This is a genomic window from Aerococcus sanguinicola (assembly GCF_001543145.1).
Taxonomy (GTDB): Bacteria; Bacillota; Bacilli; order Lactobacillales; family Aerococcaceae; genus Aerococcus; species Aerococcus sanguinicola.
Map to the genome: position 1 here is coordinate 1,552,816 of NZ_CP014160.1, position 21,574 is coordinate 1,574,389.

The following is a 21,574-nucleotide window of genomic DNA, read 5'->3' on the forward strand; positions in this document are numbered from 1 at the left end:
ACTTTTGGAACATTTTTCTTGTTTAAAGAGAGGCCGGGGGTTTGCTCCTGGTCTTTTATTTTGTTGAGCATCCCTTCTGCTTTGAAATGGATCGTTAAATGCAATTAGCAGTGTAAGTAGAATCCAAGATTTTTTTTGATAGCCTACGATTTTTTCGAATTTCCCCTTGACCCGGGGAGGGGGACATGGTATGATAGCAAAGTGAGACAAGAAGCAGAGACCTACCCGTTTCTCACCTGAGTTGACAAAGACGTCCTCGGGTTGATAGATTCAAGTGCACAAGGGACCCTTGTGCGAGCAGCGACGGGTAATTTTAATTTTCCGTCGCTTTTTCTATGCTGAAATCTCAAAGAATGATGAATGCAAATTTGAACTATGGAGGGGGATAATTATCGCAAAAGAAAAAGATAACATCGTCAATGGATCGATTCGAGCACGCGAAATGCGCGTGATTGATCCTGAGGGTGAACAGTTGGGTGTTCTTTCTAAGAAAGATGCTCTTGATAAAGCGAGTGAATATGAACTTGACCTTGTTCTCGTGTCACCAGGTGCTAAGCCACCGGTTGCGCGGATCATGGACTATGGCAAGTTCCGTTACCAACAACAACGTAAGGCCCGTGAACAGCGTAAGAACCAACGGACCATCCAAGTTAAAGAAATTCGTTTGAGCCCAGCCATTGATGACAATGATTTCAATACGAAATTACGTCAAGGCCGCAAGTTCATCAAGAAGGGTGACAAGGTTAAGGTATCCATCCGTTTCAAAGGCCGTGCCATTACGCACAAGGACTTAGGACGTGAGGTACTGGAACGTTTTGCTGACGAGATGAGCGATATCGCCACCGTTGAGCAAAAACCTAAGATGGAAGGCCGGTCTATGCAGCTTATGCTAGCACCTAAGCCTGAAGACAAATAATCCAATTAACAAAAATGGGAGGAAATTATTATGCCTAAACAAAAAACACACCGTGCATCGGCTAAACGCTTCAAATTTACCGCTTCAGGTAAGTTAAAACGTAGTCATTCAGAACGCTCTCACCGTTTCCATGGTAAGACCAAGAAACAACGTCGTCAGCACAAACCAGCTGCAATGGTTCACCAATCTGACCAAAAACGTATCCAACAAATGTTAGATACTTACAAATAAGCAATAATCTAGAGAAACAAGGAGGAATTTTCGAATGGCTCGAGTTAAAGGTGGAACAGTTAGTCGTAAAAGACGTAAAAAATATATTAAATTAGCAAAAGGTTATTACGGATCTAAAAGTGTAAACTACAAGATGGCTAAACAAGCTGTCATGAAGTCCTACATGTACGCTTACCGCGACCGTCGTCAGAAAAAACGTGACTTCCGTCGTCTATGGATCACCCGTATCAATGCCCAAGCACGTGTTAACGGCTTAAGCTACAGCAAATTAATCAACGGCTTAAAACAAGCTGGCATTGAAATCAACCGTAAAATGCTTGCTGACCTTGCAGTCAACGATGCTGATGCCTTCGCATCAATCTGCGACCAAGCAAAAGCAGCATTAGAAAAATAATCATATAAAGCAGTAAAGCACCGCCCACCGTGGCGGTGCTTTTCCTTTGGGATAAGAGTGGTTGGCGGGCGCTAGGTCCGCCTTCCTTGTATTGTATGGATGGTGGGGAAAGCAGAGGCTGGGGCCTCTGCTTTTTCGTTGTAGGGGGCTAGAGAAATTGCTTATTTTGGATGGGGATGGGGGTGTTTTATTAAGAAACTGCCAATTCCCAAGGGAAAAGGCAGTAAGATCAATAGAAACTGCCAGTTCTTAAGGGAATAGGCAGTAAGAGTAATAGAAACTGCCAGTTCTCAAGAGAAGAGGCAGTAAGAGTAATAGAAACTGCCAGTTCCCAAGAGAAGAGGCAGTAAGAACAATAGAAACTGCCAGTTCTTAAGGGAAAAGGCAGTAAGATCAATAGAAACTGCCAGTTCTCAAGAGCAGAGGCAGTAAGAGTAATAGAAACTGCCAGTTCTCAAGAGAAAAGGCAGTAAGTCAGTGAAAGCCTGATATCTTTTAGGCGCTGCTATGATCATTGTATTCATTTCAAAAATATTCTAAGTATTATGGCTCTTAGGTTAAAAATTTTTGATGAATCCAATAATAATCGCGTTCTAAGTCAATAGGCCAAACGATTTTATGAGAAATATCAGGATCTTGCTTGAAGGGGTTGTGGTAGCTGTTTCTTTTAACGCGATTGAAATTTTTGTTAAAAATACGATACAAGCTGCGGTCTGAACATTGTTTTCCTAAAAATTCCCGTGCTAGTGATAGGCTCAGCGGTTGGTCATAAAGAAGAACTGATAGCTCACATAAGTGGCGATGAACTAGACTTTCTGAATTCTCAATAAAACCACAATTGTTACAAGAAATGCGTCTCCGGTTATAAATATTCCCAAGCCTCGCCCGGCACCGCCAACAATAAATCCCTCCCTGCATCCGCGCCCAGTGGTCAGTTGTGGCTTGGCATTTCTCATAGGGGTTGGGGCGCAATTTCCCTTGGACCAAGCCTAGGAGCTGGTCTGTCTTGTATCGCGCTGGTGCTTGGGCTAGGTCTCTCAAGAATTCCCAGATATCGTTGCGACGCAGGACACCGTGGCTCCAGCTCTCGTCGACAGTGACTTGGTGGCGTTCGTTAATGAAGACTAGGTAGCCTTGCTTGCCTTGGGGGCGGCCGTGTCCGTCTAGGTCTTGGTTGAAACGGTCGACCATCCGCTCCAGCTGGATAAAAATATTGTGGCGCCAGCGCTTGTCGTTGTGGTAAAAAGTTCCCGCTTCATAGCGGACCGGCGACCGGTAATTCTTGACGTCAAAGAGATAGTAGCCGCTGGGGCAGACCAGGATCGCGTCGACTTGGGTGGGGTTGGCTTCGCCGAAGTAACAATCCGTCAATAGGTAAAAATCGCCCGTCAAATATTTCTTCAAAATCCGCTGGAACTCCCACTCGCCCCAGTAGCCCAGGCGCAAGGCGTGCAGGCGTTCGGCTTGGTCGGCGTCCAGGCACTGGCGGTGATTCAAAATTTCCAGGCTTAATAATTCATGGGTCATCTGCATGTAAATCCCTCCTATTCATATATAAACGAAAGTGTCTAAAATTCATCAAACAAAATTAAATGTTATAAAATCTCCCCAGAATAAATGCAATAATTGTTCAAAAATTGAAAAAACTATAAAAATCAAGTGAATGTGGCATAAAAATTGACATTCCACAAATCCCTGAAATCACGGTCGCCAGCCAATCGACAATGTTATAAAAACTTACATCACTCGACCATCCATAAGCATAACCAATCGTAAAATAAAGATTAGAAATTGACGGCAATTATAAGATCCCTTATTCTAGAGAAAAAGAAAACTTTTCGAAGAGGAGGAGATTTGGATGTCAGAAATGATTACAGGCTTTCTAAGTCCAATCAGCGATTTCTTATACTATCCAGTCCTGATTATCTTATTGCTAGGAATAGGCCTTTATTTCACATTCCGAACCAAATTTGTTCAATTAAGTAACTTTAAAGAAGCTGTCCATGTGGTTATGGAAGCGCCGGAGGAAGAGGGATCGGTGTCCTCCTTCCAGGCACTGATGATCTCAACCGCCTCGCGGGTAGGGACCGGGAACATCGTCGGGGTGGCCACGGCTATCTGCCTCGGGGGCTACGGCGCCGTCTTCTGGATGTGGATCGTGGCTCTGATCGGGGGCGCTTCAGCCTTCATCGAATCGACCCTAGCCCAGATCTACAAGCGTCGGGACACCTTCTCTGGCGAGAGCTACGGGGGACCGTCCTACTATATTGAATCGGCCCTCCACAGCCGGACCTTGGGGATTATTTTCTCCATCTTCCTGATCCTAACCTATGCGGTGGGCTTCAACATGCTGGCCGCCTTCAACCTCCGCGATTCCTTCCAGGTCTATGATTTCTACGACCCACAGTGGACACCGATCCTGGTGGGTGCCGGCCTAGCCTTAGTAACGGCCTACTGCGTCCTCGGTGGGGGCAAGCGGATTATCCAGTTCACCAGCTTCCTCGTTCCCTTCATGGGCATGATCTACGTGGCGGTGGCAGTCCTCATGATCATCCTCAACCTCAACTACATGCCGACCGTCTTCAAGCTCGTCTTCCAGGATGCCTTCAACTTCAAGGCTATCTTCTCAGGGATCGCGGGCTCCAGCATGATGTACGGGATCAAGCGTGGCCTCTTCTCCAACGAAGCCGGGATCGGGTCAGCGCCTAACGCAGCGGCAGCCGCCCACGTCTCCCACCCCGTCAAGCAAGGTCTCGTCCAAATGATGTCCGTCTTCATCGACACCCTGGTTATCTGCTCGGCGACAGCCTTCATGTGTCTGAGCTCAGGTGTGACACCAAGCCCAGAACTCTCAGGCGCACCTTACGTCCAAGCCGCCCTGTCCACCTTCCTCGGGGGCTATGGGAATCTCTTCATCACCATCTCCCTCATGCTCTTTGGCTTCACCACCCTGATCGGCAACCTCTACTACGTGGATAACAACCTGGCCTACATCTTCGGCAAAATGCCCCGGGCCTCCTTCATGATAGCCTTCCGCCTGGTCGCTGCAGGCGTCATCTTCCTCGGCGCCATCCAACAAGCCGACCTCGTCTGGTTAATGGCCGACGTCATGATGGCACTCATGGCCCTAATCAACCTACCGTCCATCCTAATCCTCGGCAAAACAGCCCTAGCTGCGCTCTCCGACTACAGCAAACAGCGCAAAGCCGGACAAAAACCCGTCTTCTACGCCAAAAATATCGGCCTAGACGACAGCCAACTGGATTATTGGAAATAAAAAATAGCTAAATTGTGCTAGAACATTCGCTTCGCTTTGAGTTTGGTCGTTAAAAATCCCCTAAGAATAGACGCTAAAAAATCTATTCTTAGGGGATTACTATTTTCTATAAAAAAGGATACTTCTTAAATTAGACGCACATGCTTTTGAATAGGCCACTGTTTAATAAGGGAAAAATTATTCACAGAATCGAATGGTCTGCCTTTCCCTAAGCTCGAATACCACTTAAAAGTTCATCACCCAATTCATTGATGAGCAGGAGTGGAGCGTTGAAGTTGGTCCTTAGCCATGAAAAGCAAGTAAAGCGAATTACGGAGCGTAGGCGATAGCCGTACGGTCCGTTTGAGATTTGTTAGGCGAGAGACCAAGGCTCGAGCCGGTGCCATGGCTCTTCAAGGACCAAATTCAACAGCGCAACGGATGCTCACCAGCACAATTCCCAAACCATAATCTCGACCACAAATCCATTCATAGGCGCTAATTGTTAAGACAATGTATAATGTCACAGATTTGTAATAAAAAAAGTGTGAAAAAAGAGTGAAATATCTTATAATTTCCTTTAAGATTATAGATAGTGTAAAAAGAGTGTCGGCTAAATGAGACGTGACTTTAGACGACCTTTTTTTGTGAATAGAAGCAGGTGCCAAGAACTCGGCACCGATGAGGAGGCAATATGGAAACGACTGAAGAAATCTCGCTCGTAGAACTCTTTCACATTCTACGGCAAGGCTTAGGACGGATTATCGTCACCACCGTGGCTGGCTTGGCTGTAGCGGCCGTGCTGACCTTTGTCGTGATGACCCCTAAGTACCAATCAACGACTGACTTGGTGGTTAATGACACCAATTCCAACAGTGAGCAGGTGGACCAATCCACCCTCCAGGCCAATCTGACGCTCTTGAATACCTATCAGAGCATCATCAAGAAGCCCGTGGTCCTGGAGAAGGTGATCGAAGAGACGGGAGTAGACTTGAGCGTCCAGGAATTAAACGACATGATCAGTGTCCAAAACGACAATAATTCCCTGGTCTTCTCGGTAACGGTCCAGTCCACCTCACCTAAAGTGTCGGCGACCCTGGCCAATTCGATTGCCAAGCACTTCTCCGAAGAAGTCAAACGGATTATGAATGTGAACAATGTGTCCATCCTGACCGTGGCAGAACCAGCCCAAGGGCCGGTCTCACCTAAACCCATCCTCAACCTCTTGATTGGGGCTATTATCGGTGGGGCTATCGGTGTCATCTGGCAGCTGATCCGCTATGCGACCGACCGGACCGTCAAGGATGAAGCCTTCTTCGACGAGATCGGCTTGCCCGTCTTAGGTCTCATCCCCGAGATATCTGAAAAGGAAGTCGCCGAGTCTCGGCTCAAGTCCATCTCTAGCCAAAAAACATCAGAAGCGCGTCGGACCTTCCGTCGCCGTAAAGGAGGTGAGGACTAATGTTTAACCACAAAGGGAAGAAACTTGAACAACTCAACCGCAACCAGCGCCTGGGGGCTTCGATGATCACAGCTGTTAAGCCTAATCATCCCATCTCAGAAGCCTTCCGGACCGTGCGGACCAACATTGAATTCTCCATGGTCGACGGGACCCTCAACTCGCTCATGCTGACTTCAACCGGACCCTTCGAAGGTAAGTCCACCGTGGCAGCCAACCTGGCTTCGGTGATGGCCGACACCGGCAAGCGGGTCCTCTTAGTGGATGCCGACATGCGGAAGCCGACCGTTCGTAACACCTTCAACCTGAAGACCAATTACGGGCTGACCAATCTCTTGACCCAGAACGAAGCCCAGACCATGGACATGATCCGCTATGTACCGGAAGCCAATGTCTACGTCCTCGCCGCTGGGCCCAAGCCACCCAATCCATCTGAGTTGCTTCAATCCAACAAGATGAACGACCTAATGAAGACTCTAGAGACCATGTTCGACCTGGTCATCTACGACGCACCGCCCTTGCTCTCAGTGGCCGATTCCCAGATCCTCTCTCGTAAAGTTGACGGGGTCGTCTTCGTCGCCCGGGAAGGAATCGCGGAACGTCCCAATATTACCAAGGCCAAGGACCTGCTCGACGCAGCCGAAGCCAATATCCTAGGCGTGGTCTTCAATGGCGTGTCCAAGGAACATACCGGTTACGGCTATGGCTACGGTTATGGCTATGGCCATGAGGAAGATTAAGCCGACTTAAGCAGCCATTGACTCTTCCTGATAGTGCATGTAATTAGAATAGGAAGTGAAACATGTCTCGGAAAACAAAAAAACTCATCCTCATGCTCAACGACTTGGTCTGTGTGGGCATAGGAGCCCTCTTAACCGTTTATTTAATTAAGTATTATGTCGCTACCGACTTTGGCCACTATTCCATCGTCACAGGCATCTACTATCTGATCTATGTCCTAGCTGGCCTCTACTTCCACAACTTCTCCGCCTTGGTCCGTTTCTTCGGCCTGCGGGATGCCCAGGAAGTCGTCGTCGCTAACTTGATCGCTGGGGCGGGGGCCTTCATCGTGGGGACCATCCTCTTCACCGTAATCAGCCACCGCTACCTCTTCCTCCTCCTGCTCTTCGCGACAGTGGGGATGATCTTGACCCGGGTCATCTGGCGGCTCTATATTGACCGGAAGAATGGGGTCAAAATGGCTGAAAACGAAGCTACCCGCCTGCTCATTGTCGGGGCAGGCCAGGCCGGCAACCTCTTCATTGAGAACTTCTCCAAGCACCCTGAGAAGTACGCTATCATTGGGGCAGTGGACAATGACCCGCAGAAACAAAATATCTACATCAAAGGCGTGCCTATCCTAGGAACCATCGCCGATATTCCCCAAATTGTGGAGAACAAACGCATCGACATGATCACCATCACCGCCCCTTCCATGCCAGCTGATGCGGTGGAAGAAGTGGTCCGGATGGGGAACGCGCTCGACATCACCGTCAACCAGATGCCTGAAGTAGAACGCGTCCTGGCCGGGGAATACAAGATGGCCATGAAAGAAATTGAAATCTCTGACCTCCTAGGACGAAAGGAAATTGAATTGGACGATGAACCCGTCATTGACTCCATCTCCAACCAAGTCATCCTAGTCACGGGGGCAGGGGGCTCAATCGGATCCGAAATCTGCCGGCAGATCGTCCGCTTCGGCCCTGCCCAACTGATCCTCCTGGGCCATGGGGAGAATTCCATCTACCTGATTAACCAGGAGCTTCGGAGCTTAGAACTCGCAAATACGAAAATTACTCCAGTAATTGCGGATATCCAGGACAAGGAACATCTAGACTTCCTCATGCAGCGCTACCAGCCGGATATTGTCTACCATGCGGCGGCCCACAAGCACGTGCCCCTTATGGAATGGAATCCGACCGAAGCCGTTAAGAACAACATCTACGGGACCTACAATGTCGCTAAGGCTGCGGAAAAGGCTGGCGTCAAGAAGTTCGTCATGATTTCCACCGACAAGGCCAATAATCCACCTAATGTCATGGGCGCCACCAAACGGATCGCGGAAATGATAGTTACTGGCCTCAACAAGGACAGCCAGACCACCTTCTCAGCCGTCCGCTTCGGCAATGTCCTGGGCAGCCGGGGATCGGTCATCCCGCTCTTCAAGAAGCAAATCGCTGCGGGAGGCCCCGTCACCGTGACCCACCCGGACATGCGCCGCTACTTCATGACCATCCCTGAAGCCAGCCGCCTGGTCATCCAGGCTGGTGCCCTGGCAGAAGGGGGCGAGCTCTTCATCCTTAACATGGGAGAAGAAGTCTACATCAAGGACCTGGCCAAGAAGATGATTGCTTTGTCCGGCCACTCGGAAGACGAAATCGAAATCATCTACACCGGCATGCGACCAGGGGAGAAGCTCTACGAAGAACTCCTCCTCAACGACGAAACCACCGACCGACAAATCGATGACAACATCTTCGTCGGCCGCGTCCATAACAAGAGTCTCGAAGAAATCAAAGCCTTCGTTGAGAGCCTGGACCTCGTCACAGACCAGGGCGACCTCAATGAGAAATTGACCAGCTTTGTGCATCGGGATGTGTAATTCGAGTAAAGATTGGAGAGATAAGAATGTATGTAAAGATTAAACGCTTGATAGACTGTATCCTAGCTTTAATCGGACTGATCATTCTCTCTCCTTTATTTTTGTTTATTGCCATATGGATTAAACTGGACTCCAAGGGTCCTGTTTTCTTTAAGCAGAAACGAATTGGTAAGGATAGAGAATTTTTTGAAATTTATAAATTTCGTTCCATGTTAGCTGAAACACCCGCTGATATGCCAACCCATCTCTTAAACGATCCCCAAGCCTTCATTACCAAGTCCGGCGCCTTCTTAAGAAAGACCAGCCTGGACGAGCTGCCTCAAATTATCAACATCCTCAAAGGTGAAATGGCGATTATTGGCCCACGACCAGCGCTCTGGAACCAAGATGACCTGGCAGATGAACGGGACCGTTATGGGGCTAATGATGTGCTACCAGGCCTATCTGGCTGGGCGCAGATCAATGGCCGGGACGAATTGCCTATCGATGTCAAGGCACGCCTGGACGGACAATACGTCGAAAATATGGGCCCTATAATGGACTTCAAATGTTTCTTTGGGACAATCATCAGCGTCCTCAAGCACGATGGGGTTGTCGAAGGTGGCACAGGAGCCATCGAACAAGCAAAAGCAGAACTACAGGAGGAAGAATAGTGAAGAGAGTACTAGTCACTGGGAAGAATTCTTATTTGGGAGACCGCTTCACTGATTATCTCTCTCAATGGCCTGATCAGTATGAAGTCGTTCAAACTTCACTTAAAGATACGAATTGGCAGGATGAAAATTGGGGAGAGTATGATTCAATTCTTAATGTTGCAGGCATTGCTCATAATTCTTCAGATCCTAAACTAAAGGATCTCTATTACCAAGTTAACCGTGATTTAGCAATCGCTGCAGCCCAAAAAGCCAAAAGTGATGGTGTCCAGCAATTTATCCACCTATCAAGTATGATTGTCTTTGGTAGTCAAATTGAAAAAATTACCAAAGATACTCCTCCAAATCCAGATAACTTTTATGGTGATAGTAAATTGCAAGGGGAAATAGGTCTTCAAAAATTAGAAGACGAAACTTTTAAAATTGCGATTGTAAGACCGCCAATGGTTTATGGGCCACATTCAAAAGGAAACTTCCCTAGATTAGTCAAACTCGCAAAATCAACTCCAATTTTTCCAGATTATTCTAATCGAAGAAGTATGATCTATGTTGATAATTTAATGGCTGAATTAAAGGCGATAATTGATCAAGAACTATCCGGTACAATGCATCCCCAAAATGAGGAATATACATGTACCAGTCAAATGGTTGGCCAAATCGCTAAACTCTCTAGTCATCGCTTGGCTACAACTCGGGCTTTTAATCCACTAATTAAAAAAATGGCTAGTAAAGGAACGCTTGGAAAAGTTTTCGGTAATCTTTACTATGATGAGATGTTAAATTACAGAGAAGAAAATATCAGTTTGGAAGAGTCCATCAAACGTTCACTAATAGATGAGGAGTAATATGATAAAGAAGATACTAATAATCAGTCAGTATTTCTATCCTGAAGATTTTAGAATCAATGATATTGCGGTAGAGCTCTCTAATAGAGGTTATGAGGTAAAAGTTCTTACAGGAATACCAAATTATCCTGAAGGTAAATTTTATTCTGGCTATGACTATAAGTCCAAAAGAACTGAGAACTATAAGGGCGTAGAAATCATTAGGATTCCGTTGATTGCTAGAGGGAAGTCCTCGGTACAATTAGCTTTTAACTATGTATCCTTTGTTATGTCAGGTTACTACTTTGCCAAAACAACAAAGTTAAAACCGGATGTCATATTTACCTATGAAGTGAGTCCAATGACTCAGGCTTTAATCGGGCCATGTTTAGCCAAAAGATTAAAAATAAAATCATTGCTATATGTATTAGATTTATGGCCTGAAAATTTGGAAGTAGCTGCAGGAATAAAGCATCCAGCAATAATCAATAATGTCAAAAAAATGGTAACTTCCATATATAAAAATACGGATATGATAATGGCTTCATCGAGGAGTTTTGTAAATTCCATTCAATCTGATTATGATATTGATTCAGATAAGGTTAAATATTGGCCACAATATGCTGAAGAAATCTATTATACTAAAGAAAAAAATAAAGAAGATTATCAATGGGTCAATCGACCTGATTTATTCACTATTGGTTTTACAGGAAATATAGGTTATGCGCAAGGCTTACAAATATTACCTAAAGTAGCTTATGAATTAAAGAAAAAAGCTGATCAGATTCTGTTCTTAATTGTAGGTGATGGGCGTGCTAAGGAAGATTTATTAAGAGAAATCAGTCGATTAGATGTTGAAGAATATTTTCAATTTATAGATCGACAACTTTCAACAAAAATTTCTGATATTTTATCCGAAGTTGATGTTGCTTTCCTAAGTTTTGATGAACATCCGATTTATGATAAAACAATCCCTGCTAAGATGCAGACCTATATGGCTTGTGGAAAGCCTTTGTTGGTTAGTGCAAGTGGGGAAGTTGAACAGATTGTTAATGAAAGTCAATCTGGACTAACTTGTAAGGCCGGAAATGTTTCTGAATTAACGAACCTGATAAGAGAATACTTAGCAATGAGTAAAAAGCGTTTGGATGAAATGGCAGTTAATTCGAAACAGTATGCGGAAAAATATTTTTCTAAAGAACGATTGATGGATCAACTTGAAGAATTTATTAATGAAAGGTAGAGGACATATGTCACTTTTTAAAGATAAAACCCTTTTAATTACTGGTGGAACAGGCTCATTTGGTAACGCTGTCTTAGATGGCTTCCTAAAAACAGACCTTAAAGAAATCCGTATTTTTTCTAGGGATGAGTTAAAACAAGATAATATGCGCCATAAATACCAACAAATTGCTCCAGAATTTAGTGATAAGTTGAAATTTTACATTGGTGATGTTAGAGACATAGATAGCATTCGTCCTGCCGTTCGCAATGTAGACTATATCTTCCACGCAGCGGCCTTAAAACAAGTCCCATCATGCGAATTCTTCCCAATTGAAGCCGTTAAGACAAATATCTTAGGGACTGAAAATTTATTAACAGCAGCTATTGAAGCTGGCGTAAAAAAAGTAATTTGTCTATCTACTGATAAAGCAGCTTACCCAATCAATGCGATGGGAATTTCTAAAGCCTTGATGGAGAAAGTAATTGTTGCCAAATCAAAAACCGTTGATCCTGAAGATACTATGATTTGCTGTACGCGCTACGGTAATGTATTAGCATCTCGCGGTTCTGTGGTACCATTATTCATTGAACAAATGAAGAAAGGCAAGACCTTAACTGTGACAGATCCACTCATGACACGATTTATTATGACCCTGGAAGAGGCTGTAGACTTGGTTCTTTATGCCTTTGAGCATGCTGAATCGGGAGACATTATGGTTCAAAAAGCGCCAGCTTCTACCATCGGAGATTTGATGGAAGCTACACGGCAGCTCTTTAATCCAGACGCTCCTAGCCAAGTAATTGGGATTCGCCATGGAGAGAAAATGTATGAAACCCTTCTGACTAATGAAGAGTGTGCCCATGCCATTGATATGGGGAATTTCTATCGGGTGCCGGCAGATAAACGTGATTTAAATTATGATAAATACTTCAAAGAAGGGGATGAAGAACGTAACCCTCTTGAAGAATTTAACTCCGATAATACAGTTCTAATGACAGTCGAAGAAGTAAAAGAAAAACTTCTAACTGTTCCACTTATTCAAGAAGAATTGCGTAAATGGAAGGAAGAAAATTAATAATGAAGGTATTAGTGACAGGGGCTCAAGGTTTTATTGGGCGCAATCTTATTGCTAGCTTACATTATATGGATGATATAGAAGTCTTAGCCTATGAACTCAATTCATCTGAAGAAGACTTAGAGAAATATACTAAAGAAGCTGATTTTGTTTTCCACCTAGCTGGAATCAACCGACCAAAAGATGAGAGTGAATTCAAAAAAGGCAATGCAGACCTTACTCAAAAATTATTAGATCAGTTAGTAAAAAATAATAATCCAGCCCCAGTATTAGTGACAAGTTCAATTCAGGCAGAAAGAGATAATGCTTATGGACAAAGCAAAAAATTAGCTGAGGACTATATCTTCGATTATGGCAAGAAAAATAGTGTTCAAGTTTATGTTTACCGTTTATCGAATGTCTTTGGTAAATGGTCGCGTCCAAATTATAATACTGTTATTGCAACCTTCTGTTACAATATTGCGCGCGGTTTACCTATCCAAGTCAACGATGAAAAAGTAGTCCTCAATCTGATGTATATTGATGACGTGGTTGATGAATTTATTCGAGCTATGCAGGGAGAGGGAAATCAAGACGGTGAATATTATAAGGTTCCGGTTTCTTATCCTAGAAGTCTAGGCGAGATTGTCGGTCTACTTGAATCTTTTAAATCTTCGCGTGAAAACCGTATAATCCCTAATTTATCTGATGATTTTACTAATAAATTGTATGCTACCTATTTAAACTTCCTACCTGAAGACCAATTTTCTTATCCATTACTTATGCACGAGGATAATCGTGGATCATTTACTGAATTTGTTAAATCTCCTTATGCTGGACAGATTTCAATTAATGTTTCAAAACCTGGTATTACAAAAGGTGATCATTGGCATCATACAAAAAATGAAAAGTTCCTGGTTGTTTCAGGAACTGGGGTTGTAAAATTTAGAAAATTAGATTCAGACAAGGTAATTGAATATCCCGTCTCGGGAGAGGAACTTGAAGTTGTGGATATTCCAACTGGCTATACCCATTCCATTGTCAATACAGGGGAAACTGATTTAGTTACTGTGATGTGGGTGAATGAAATGTTTGATCCCAATAATCCTGACACATATCCATTGGAGGTAGAATAATGCAGAAACTTAAAGTCATGACTGTAGTAGGGACTCGCCCTGAGATTATCCGCCTATCATCAGTTATTCAAAGTTTAGAAGCTTCAGAAGCCATCGAACATATCCTTGTCCATACTGGTCAGAACTATGATTATGAATTAAATGAAGTTTTCTTTGAAGATTTTGGTCTTAGAAAACCTGATTACTTCCTCAATGCAGCAGGTGATTCACCAATGGCCACTGTGGGACAAATTCTAGCCAATATTGATCCTATATTAAATGATGAAGCGCCCGATGCTTTCTTGGTGCTTGGAGATACAAATTCCTGTCTCTGTGCTATTGCAGCAAAACGCCACCATATTCCTATTTTCCATATGGAAGCGGGTAACCGTTGTTTTGACCAACGTGTACCAGAAGAAACTAATCGAAAAATTGTTGATCATATCTCAGATATTAATCTAACTTATTCAGATATTGCTAGGGAATATCTCCTAGCAGAAGGTTTACCCGCTGATCAAGTTATTAAGACAGGAAGCCCAATGTTTGAGGTGCTTCATAATAAATTAGATGAGATCCAAAAAGCAGAAAGTTACCAAAAATTAGACTTGGAAAAAGGCAAATATTTTGTGGTATCAGCCCATCGTGATGAAAATATTTCTTCAGAAAGAAACTTCTTAAATTTAGTTGATTCTCTGAACGCAGTGGCTGAGCACTATCAATTACCAGTTATTGTTTCAACTCATCCAAGAACTCGAAAAATGATTGAAGATAAAGGCGTTAAGTTTAACGACCTTATTCATCTCATGAAGCCAATGGGATTTATTGATTATAATAATCTTCAATTGAATGCTAAATCAGTTCTTAGTGACAGCGGAACAATCTCTGAAGAGTCTTCCATCTTAGGTTTTAGAGCCCTCAACCTACGTGAAGCTCACGAGAGACCAGAAGCAATGGAAGAAGCCGCTGTGATGATGGTTGGCTTAAATAAGGAGCGCATTCTTCAAGGACTGACTATCTTAGAAACACAAGAGAAAGATACACTAAGACAAGTGGCTGATTATTCAATGCCAAATGTATCAGATAAGGTATTGAGGATTATTGTTTCTTATACAGATTATGTAAATCGTGTGGTGTGGAGTAAGTAAAATGAAAGTTTTACAGATAAATTCAGTAATCGATTTTGGGTCTACTGGACGTATTTGCAGAGACTTATATGATTTTCTTGAAGAAAATGGTCACGAATGTGTCATTGCCTATGGAAGAGGAAAGTCTACTCCTGGCTATAAGACTATTAAAATTGGCTCAAAAATAGATCAGGCGTTACATGGAGTTTATTCTCGATTATTCGATCGTCATGGATTTGCCTCAAGACAAGCTACTAGACAGTTAATTGAAGAGATTGAAGAATTTGATCCAGATATTATTCATCTTCATAATATACATGGCTACTATTTAAATATTGAGATTTTATTCAATTATTTATCGACAAAAGATACGCCTGTTGTTTGGTTATTGCATGATCAATGGTCAATTTCAGGTCACAGTGCAAACTTTAATTTAAATGATGACGGCACCCTTCCTACTAGTCTTAAAAATCGTGATGAGTTAAAAAATTATCCTAAAACAGTTGGTTTTGGGCAGTTTAAAAAAAATTTACGAGATAAGGAAAAATTGTTTACGTCAATTAAAAATATGACTATTGTAACTCCTTCTCATTGGCTAGAAAGTATTGTGTCAAAATCTTTTTTAAATAAGTATCCCATCATGACTATTTATAACGGAGTAAATACCGATATCTTTAAAATTGATTTTAATAAGAGCAATTATCTAAGAAAGCAATGGAACTCAGAACAAAAAATTGTAATATTGGGAGTAGCATCTATTTGGGATCCTAGGAAAGGTCTAGATGATTTTATAAAACTGTCTCAACTGTTATCTCCAGCTGACTATCAAATAGTATTAGTAGGAAGTGACCCTCAAATCAAAAATAAATTACCAAGAGATATTGTAACTATTGAGAGAACGAATTCTGTTGAAGAACTAAAAGATATCTATAATGCGAGTGATGTTTTTGTAAATCCAACTTATTTTGATAATTTTCCTACTGTAAACATAGAAGCTTTGGCTTGTGGAACTCCAGTAATAACTTATGATACTGGAGGAAGCGGTGAAAGTATAAATGAAAATACTGGAACTATTGTTGACCAAGGAAATTTTGATATGTTACTAAATGCTATTGAAAAGTGGGGAGGTAAAGTTCCAGCTGTTAAAAAAACTGTCGTAGAAGAGTATTAGAGAAGTTCAATAAAGAGAAGAATTACAAACAATATTTAAATTTATACAAGGAACGATTAAATTTGAATTAAAAAGATTAATCTATCTTTGAACTGAGCTGTTCACTAATAAATTAACTGGGAAAGGAGGAAAATAATGACGATATATGAGTGGATATTTTTGTTTATTACATTATATGCGATTATTTGTAGTTTCATTCCTGATGATAAGATAAGTAGATTGCTTTTTACTATATTTAGTTCACTTCATTTGTTTATTGTTCAGGGATTGAGGGGGACACATGTAGGAGGAGACCTTCCAGGTTACCAAACCTTTTATAATCTAACATCCAATTTTGATAAGATAATAGATGGACAATTTGAGATAGGATATAATTTTATTAGTTATATTTTTAATGTATTACATATAAATTTTCAAGTTTTTATAGGTATAGTTTCTTTATTTGTCTTCTTAATACTCTCAATATATATTTATAAGTACTCTAAGAATATTTATATGTCCTACGGCTTATATTTATATTTTGGTTTATACGATTTTGGTTTTAGTGGTTTGAGACAAATAATTGCAATGAGTATTTTACTTATTTCTTTTAAATTTTTGATCGAGAAGAATTTAGTGAAATTCTTGATAGTTACAACATTAGCAACATTAGTCCATACAACCGCTATAAGTTTTTTTATAGTTTATCCACTAGTTAACTCAAAATTTATCCAAAAAATCTATAATAAACTTTTTGTATTGGTACTACCTGTAGTGTTTTATTTTGGAGGTTTAATAGTTTATGAAGTATTAAAGTGGTTTCAACCACTTTTACTCACAAATTTTAATTTTTCATACATGGATGGTTTTGGCATGGATGAAATATTTATAATAGTTATATATATAGCTGGGATATTGTTACCGTTGTTTGAAAAAACTGTAAAGCAAGATAAACTATATAGGTCCTTACAAGTATTATCTTCAATTACATTAGGGGTTCAACTTCTATCGCCCTATTCTTATTATTTTACAAGATTTAATTTGTATTATTATCAATTTATGATTATCTTTGTACCCTATCTTTTCGAAAGTTATATGGGATATTTTCTAAGAAAAAATAAAACTCTTCACCTATTTACTCGTTATTCAACTTTAGTTCTATTCTTTATTGCGATAGTATTGTTTTATCATGGTTATATTCAAACAAATCCTCATAAAATTGTTCCATATTCTTTCTTTTAGAGAGGGGGTTAGTAATTGATATGCTAGTTTCAATTATAATAGCAGCATATAATGAAGAAAAAAATATTGCCCGAATGTTAGACTGCATCATGAACCAATCATATAATGAGTTGGAAGTGATTATTATTGATGATGGCTCAACTGATACTACAAGTACTATTTGCAAAAAATATGCAGAAAAAGATTCAAGATTCCACTATCATTATAAAGAAAATGGGGGAGTTGCAGCAGCTAGAAATTTAGGATTAAAACTTATGACGGGTAATCTTGTAACTTTCCTTGATGGTGACGACTACATTGAGAATAACTTTATTGAAAAACTTTTTGAACCGTTTCAGAATGAAAAAAATATTGACTTAACGATTTGTAGTTATTACCAAAATGACAAGCTCATTAGATTTAATGAATGTATTGAAAATAAGGAACAAGTGTTGCTTGATATTATACGACCAAATGGTAGTAAAGGATATTTGTGGAATAAATTATTTTCAACACAGATTATTAGAGAAAGAAAAATAAAATTCAACGAAAAAATTAAAGTGACAAGTGACTTACCTTTTGTTGTTGAGTATGTTTTGAATTGTACTCGAATCCAATATTTATCCAAACCTTTGATTCATTATTCAATTAATGATGGTTCTATTTCTAATAACTTAAATAATAAAAAAATTCTTACTCAAATTTATTCGTCACAGTTATGTATTGATTTGTTGAAGAGAGCAAAAATGGATATCTCTATAGTACAAAAATACATTGAATCTTATTTTAGAATGTTAACTGGAACCATATTGAAGAAGAAGTTTAAAACAACATTAGATGATTTAATATATTTGAAAGAATCATTATATAGATATGAATTTAAGAATATTGATCATAAAATCACTAGGTTGAAGTTTTTCTTAGCAAAAAATAAACTTAACTATGAAATCAAATTATCAAAGTTGAAAGGATAGTAATTTCTATGCAGCCTTTAGTGTCAGTTATTATGCCAGTGTATAATGTGGAGGAATATTTAGAGGAAGCTTTATTATCTGTGTTTAATCAAAGCTATGAAAATATTGAGATAGTATTGATTAACGATGGAAGTACAGATGCTTCTTTATCAATTGCGAAGAAACTGAAAGAAAAAAGTGAATTTCAATTTCGTATTCATTCACAAGCTAATGGTGGATTATCGAATGCACGAAATAATGGTTTGAAATTAGCTAAAGGTGAATATATATACTTTTTTGATAGTGATGATTTGATTGAAAAAGAGATGATAAAGAACCTAGTAAATAATATGGAAAAATATCAATCAGATGTTATTCGATTTAATGCTGAAAGTTTTTTTGATCAAAATTATACAAAAGAAAATTATAGTGAAACATTATATAGTTCTCAAGAACTTAACGAAAATTATGTTTACAGTATAAACGATTTTTTTAAAGTTCAAGATATTATTCCTTCTTCTGTGTGTATTTATTTTTTTAAAGCAAATTTATTAAAAGATAATAATCTCCATTTCTTAGAAGGCATTATACATGAAGATGAATTATTTACGCCAATTGCTCTATCTCATGCTAATCGTTTAATGTTTGTTAATGAACCTTATTTTAAAAGAAGATATCGTAATAATTCTATAATGACAAGAGCTAAATCGTCCAGACAACATGCAATAGGATATTTTACTGTAGTAAAAGAACTTAACCGATACGTAAGTGAGAATAATTTAGATAAAGAAGTTAAAGAATATTTTTCAAAAACTATTAATCGATTAGGATCAATGATTTTTGGCTCTTCTAAATTAACTCTCAAAGAAAATATGTATTTGATAAAAATAGGGATTAAACCTGTAAATTCTATTTTGAAAAAGATTAAATCGAAAATATGATTAGATATATGCCTTGTAAATTTAACCTAATTTAATATCGTAGCAATTGTTAATATGTTCTTTTTCTTCTTCCAAATGCTGGTAGATTTTGGTATCGCTATCAATTATTCAAAGAAGAATATTAAATTTAAACATTTGAGGAGGTGAGGCCTCTAGGATAGGCCATCCAGTCTTAGAGTAAATATTGTAGTACAGCACAAAGGAAAATTTTATTTATAAAGGAGTCTTTATGGCAAGAAAATATTATGACGAAAATGGAAATGAAGTAAAACGCGGGGGTTGCTTGAAGTGGGGTGGCATTGCTTTTGGTGTCATTATTCTGATTGGCGCTTGTGGTACTATATTTTCTGACTCTGACACACAAGATACAAGTAACAACGAAGCTAAGACGGAAGAGGTTGCACAAGAATCGAAAGCGTCGGCGGAATCTCAAGAAAAAGAAGAAGAGAAAGTGCCACAAGAGTATAAGAATGCCTTAAAGAAGGCAGATAGCTATGCTAATAGAATGTACATGTCAAAAGCGGGCGTTTATGATCAGCTGACTTCTGAGTATGGTGAAGGTTTTGCTCCAGAAGCGGCCCAATATGCTATCGACAATGTAGAAGCCGATTGGAAGGAAAATGCCCTTAATAAGGCAAAAAGTTATTATGAAGACATGGCACTCTCTAGAGATGGAGTATATGATCAATTAGTTTCTGAGTATGGCGAACAGTTTACTCCAGAAGAAGCCCAATATGCTATCGACAATTTGCCTGAGTAACAAATGAATTTTGTCCAAGGTTGGATTTAAATCCAACCTTTTAATGAAAGAAGTTTACAGCTTTAAAAATTCTAAACTTCTTTCATTAAAAGTTGATAATTATCAGATAATCCATGCACCTATTGAAGTTGAATATAGAAGGACCTAGCAAAAGCTCTGATAAGATAGAATTGAAGGCTTTTCATATTTGTTAGAAAGTAGGAATGATATTGAACAAATTAAAAGAGGGAATCATCTACAATGCTATCGGTAAGTATTCCAATGTGGTTATACAAATACTTCTCCAAGTAATACTAGCACGTCTTATCACACCAGCTGAGTTTGGGATTGTAGCAATTGTCAATGTGTTCTTGGTTTTCTTCCAACTTCTAGCAGATTTCGGCATTGGACCAGCAATTATACAAAGAAAAGATATTGATCGTCATGAAACCAATCAAATTTATTCTTTTTCGATCTATTTTTCTTTATTTTTAGCGATTATTTTTGCGGTGCTTGCCCACCCAATTAGTCAATTTTACAATAAACCGGAGCTTGTTCGAGCAGTTCCTGTTATGGCGATTGCCTTGCTTTTTAACAGTTTGTGCATGGTTCCCCAAAATTTATTGCTAAAAGAAAAACGTTTTAAACAGGTGAATTTTACCCAAGTCATGGGTAGTTTGTTTAATGGAATTTTTTCTGTGACCTTTGCTTATTTGGGCTTCTCTTTTTACTCCATTATCTTTGGTAATATTGCAAGAGCGCTTGTTCAATTAGTGATTTATTTATTTAGTACCAAATTGAAGTTCGCTTTTAAAGTTTCACTTGAACCCCTTAAAAAGATTTTTCCTTTTGCTAAGAACCAGATGTTGTTTAATATCATCAATTACTTTTCAAGAAACTTGGATAGTATCTTAATTGGGAGATATATGCCAGCAGACCAGTTAGGTTATTATGATAAATCCTATCAGTTAACTTTGTATCCCAATACTATTTTTACTGGGGTCATTACTTCTGCAATCCAACCGATTTTTTCTGATTTTCAAAATGATCTCATTCAGATTAAAAACGGTTATCTTAATATATCTAAGGTATTAGCTAATTTCGCCATTCCTTTGACAATCTTTTTATTCTTCTCAGCAGAAGATATTATTTATTTTCTCTACGGTGCCCAGTGGGGAGAGAGTGTGCTCGTCTTTCAAATTTTAAGTATCTCAATATGGATCCAGATGTTGCAATCAACAACTGGGGCTTTTTTCCAATCAGCCAATCGAACAGATCTCTTGCTCTTATCAGGCATACTATCAACAACGCTCAATATCATTAGTATCATTATTGGAGTTTACAAGGGTTCCATTTATTGGGTTGCAACGATGGTCGTTATCAGCTTTAGCCTAAACTTTTTCCAGACTAATTACTTAATGTTAAATAAAGCCTTTAATAGTAACATAAGAGAGTTCCTATTCGTGCTGATTAAACCATTGATTATTGGATTCATAACTTTACTAGCTTTTATCATACTACCAAGCTTACCTTTTAACTCATTCATTAACTTGTTTATTAAAGGAATTATCTTCTTAGTCAGCTTGCTCATTGGTCTGTTAGTTACTAAGCAATGGGAAGACTTGATGAAGCTGATAAGAGGATAAGTGTTTTTAGGAATCTAAATAATAAACTATTTTGTACTCTTTAGCTTTTCTTTTATTGTTCTAGATTTATC

At 39.7% G+C, this 21,574-nt stretch carries 20 protein-coding genes; 19 read left to right on the forward strand and 1 reads right to left on the reverse strand.

Annotated elements, in window-relative coordinates:
- Window positions 1-391 precede the first annotated feature (391 nt).
- The 3 genes from infC to rplT are packed head-to-tail and all read left to right on the forward strand — an operon-like array spanning window position 392 to window position 1,541.
- Window positions 392-916: a translation initiation factor IF-3 gene (infC, locus tag AWM72_RS06935; RefSeq protein WP_101603559.1), complete on the forward strand. Its 525-nt coding sequence runs from the start codon at window positions 392-394 to the stop codon at window positions 914-916.
- Window positions 917-946: 30 nt separating this feature from the next.
- A complete protein-coding gene (gene rpmI, locus AWM72_RS06940; RefSeq protein ID WP_067975318.1) occupies window positions 947-1,147 on the forward strand; it encodes a 50S ribosomal protein L35 in 201 nt (66 codons plus the stop codon).
- 34 nt (window positions 1,148-1,181) lie between these two features.
- Window positions 1,182-1,541: a 50S ribosomal protein L20 gene (rplT, locus tag AWM72_RS06945; RefSeq protein WP_067975321.1), complete on the forward strand. Its 360-nt coding sequence runs from the start codon at window positions 1,182-1,184 to the stop codon at window positions 1,539-1,541.
- A gap of 552 nt (window positions 1,542-2,093) precedes the next feature.
- Here rplT and AWM72_RS06950 read toward each other — a convergent pair.
- Window positions 2,094-3,074 (reverse strand): nuclease-related domain-containing protein, encoded by a 981-nt coding sequence (locus AWM72_RS06950; protein WP_067975325.1) that lies wholly within the window; start codon window positions 3,072-3,074, stop codon window positions 2,094-2,096.
- A gap of 325 nt (window positions 3,075-3,399) precedes the next feature.
- Here AWM72_RS06950 and AWM72_RS06955 point away from each other — a divergent pair, with 325 nt between their 5' ends.
- The 16 genes from AWM72_RS06955 (at window position 3,400) to AWM72_RS07030 (ending at window position 21,503) form a co-directional block, all read left to right on the forward strand.
- Complete coding sequence (locus AWM72_RS06955) at window positions 3,400-4,818, forward strand: alanine/glycine:cation symporter family protein (protein WP_067975331.1); 1,419 nt, start codon at window positions 3,400-3,402, stop codon at window positions 4,816-4,818.
- 673 nt (window positions 4,819-5,491) lie between these two features.
- A complete protein-coding gene (locus AWM72_RS06960; RefSeq protein WP_067975333.1) occupies window positions 5,492-6,259 on the forward strand; it encodes a YveK family protein in 768 nt (255 codons plus the stop codon).
- Entirely contained in the window at window positions 6,259-6,996 is a 738-nt protein-coding gene (locus tag AWM72_RS06965) for a CpsD/CapB family tyrosine-protein kinase (protein WP_067975336.1), read from the forward strand. Before AWM72_RS06960 ends, AWM72_RS06965 begins: the two co-directional genes overlap by 1 nt.
- A gap of 62 nt (window positions 6,997-7,058) precedes the next feature.
- On the forward strand, window positions 7,059-8,858 hold the full coding sequence (locus AWM72_RS06970) for a nucleoside-diphosphate sugar epimerase/dehydratase (RefSeq protein ID WP_067975339.1): 1,800 nt from the start codon (window positions 7,059-7,061) through the stop codon (window positions 8,856-8,858).
- Between the two features lie 26 nt (window positions 8,859-8,884).
- Window positions 8,885-9,511, forward strand: a complete 627-nt coding sequence (locus AWM72_RS06975) for a sugar transferase (protein WP_067975341.1) — start codon at window positions 8,885-8,887, stop codon at window positions 9,509-9,511.
- Window positions 9,511-10,356: an NAD-dependent epimerase/dehydratase family protein gene (locus tag AWM72_RS06980; protein ID WP_067975344.1), complete on the forward strand. Its 846-nt coding sequence runs from the start codon at window positions 9,511-9,513 to the stop codon at window positions 10,354-10,356. The genes AWM72_RS06975 and AWM72_RS06980 overlap by 1 nt, the downstream gene beginning before the upstream one ends.
- A 1-nt stretch (window position 10,357) precedes the next feature.
- Window positions 10,358-11,578, forward strand: a complete 1,221-nt coding sequence (locus AWM72_RS06985) for a glycosyltransferase family 4 protein (RefSeq protein ID WP_067975347.1) — start codon at window positions 10,358-10,360, stop codon at window positions 11,576-11,578.
- Between the two features lie 7 nt (window positions 11,579-11,585).
- A complete protein-coding gene (locus AWM72_RS06990) occupies window positions 11,586-12,635 on the forward strand; it encodes a polysaccharide biosynthesis protein (protein ID WP_067975350.1) in 1,050 nt (349 codons plus the stop codon).
- Between the two features lie 2 nt (window positions 12,636-12,637).
- Window positions 12,638-13,750 (forward strand): polysaccharide biosynthesis C-terminal domain-containing protein, encoded by a 1,113-nt coding sequence (locus AWM72_RS06995; RefSeq protein WP_067975355.1) that lies wholly within the window; start codon window positions 12,638-12,640, stop codon window positions 13,748-13,750.
- Window positions 13,750-14,874 carry a non-hydrolyzing UDP-N-acetylglucosamine 2-epimerase gene (gene wecB / locus AWM72_RS07000; protein ID WP_067975357.1) on the forward strand — a complete coding sequence of 375 codons (1,125 nt, stop codon included), beginning with the start codon at window positions 13,750-13,752 and terminating at the stop codon, window positions 14,872-14,874. Before AWM72_RS06995 ends, wecB begins: the two co-directional genes overlap by 1 nt.
- Before the next feature lies 1 nt (window position 14,875).
- Entirely contained in the window at window positions 14,876-16,024 is a 1,149-nt protein-coding gene (locus AWM72_RS07005; RefSeq protein ID WP_083505589.1) for a glycosyltransferase, read from the forward strand.
- Window positions 16,025-16,159: 135 nt separating this feature from the next.
- Complete coding sequence (locus AWM72_RS07010) at window positions 16,160-17,245, forward strand: EpsG family protein (RefSeq protein ID WP_067975360.1); 1,086 nt, start codon at window positions 16,160-16,162, stop codon at window positions 17,243-17,245.
- Between the two features lie 20 nt (window positions 17,246-17,265).
- Window positions 17,266-18,198 (forward strand): glycosyltransferase family 2 protein, encoded by a 933-nt coding sequence (locus tag AWM72_RS07015; RefSeq protein WP_067975364.1) that lies wholly within the window; start codon window positions 17,266-17,268, stop codon window positions 18,196-18,198.
- An 8-nt stretch (window positions 18,199-18,206) separates the two neighbouring features.
- Window positions 18,207-19,118, forward strand: coding sequence for a glycosyltransferase family 2 protein (locus tag AWM72_RS07020; protein WP_067975368.1), 912 nt, complete (start codon window positions 18,207-18,209; stop codon window positions 19,116-19,118).
- Window positions 19,119-19,347: 229 nt separating this feature from the next.
- On the forward strand, window positions 19,348-19,878 hold the full coding sequence (locus AWM72_RS07025) for an Ltp family lipoprotein (protein ID WP_067975372.1): 531 nt from the start codon (window positions 19,348-19,350) through the stop codon (window positions 19,876-19,878).
- Window positions 19,879-20,081: 203 nt separating this feature from the next.
- Window positions 20,082-21,503 carry a lipopolysaccharide biosynthesis protein gene (locus tag AWM72_RS07030; RefSeq protein ID WP_067975376.1) on the forward strand — a complete coding sequence of 474 codons (1,422 nt, stop codon included), beginning with the start codon at window positions 20,082-20,084 and terminating at the stop codon, window positions 21,501-21,503.
- The last annotated feature ends 71 nt before the right edge of the window (window positions 21,504-21,574 follow it).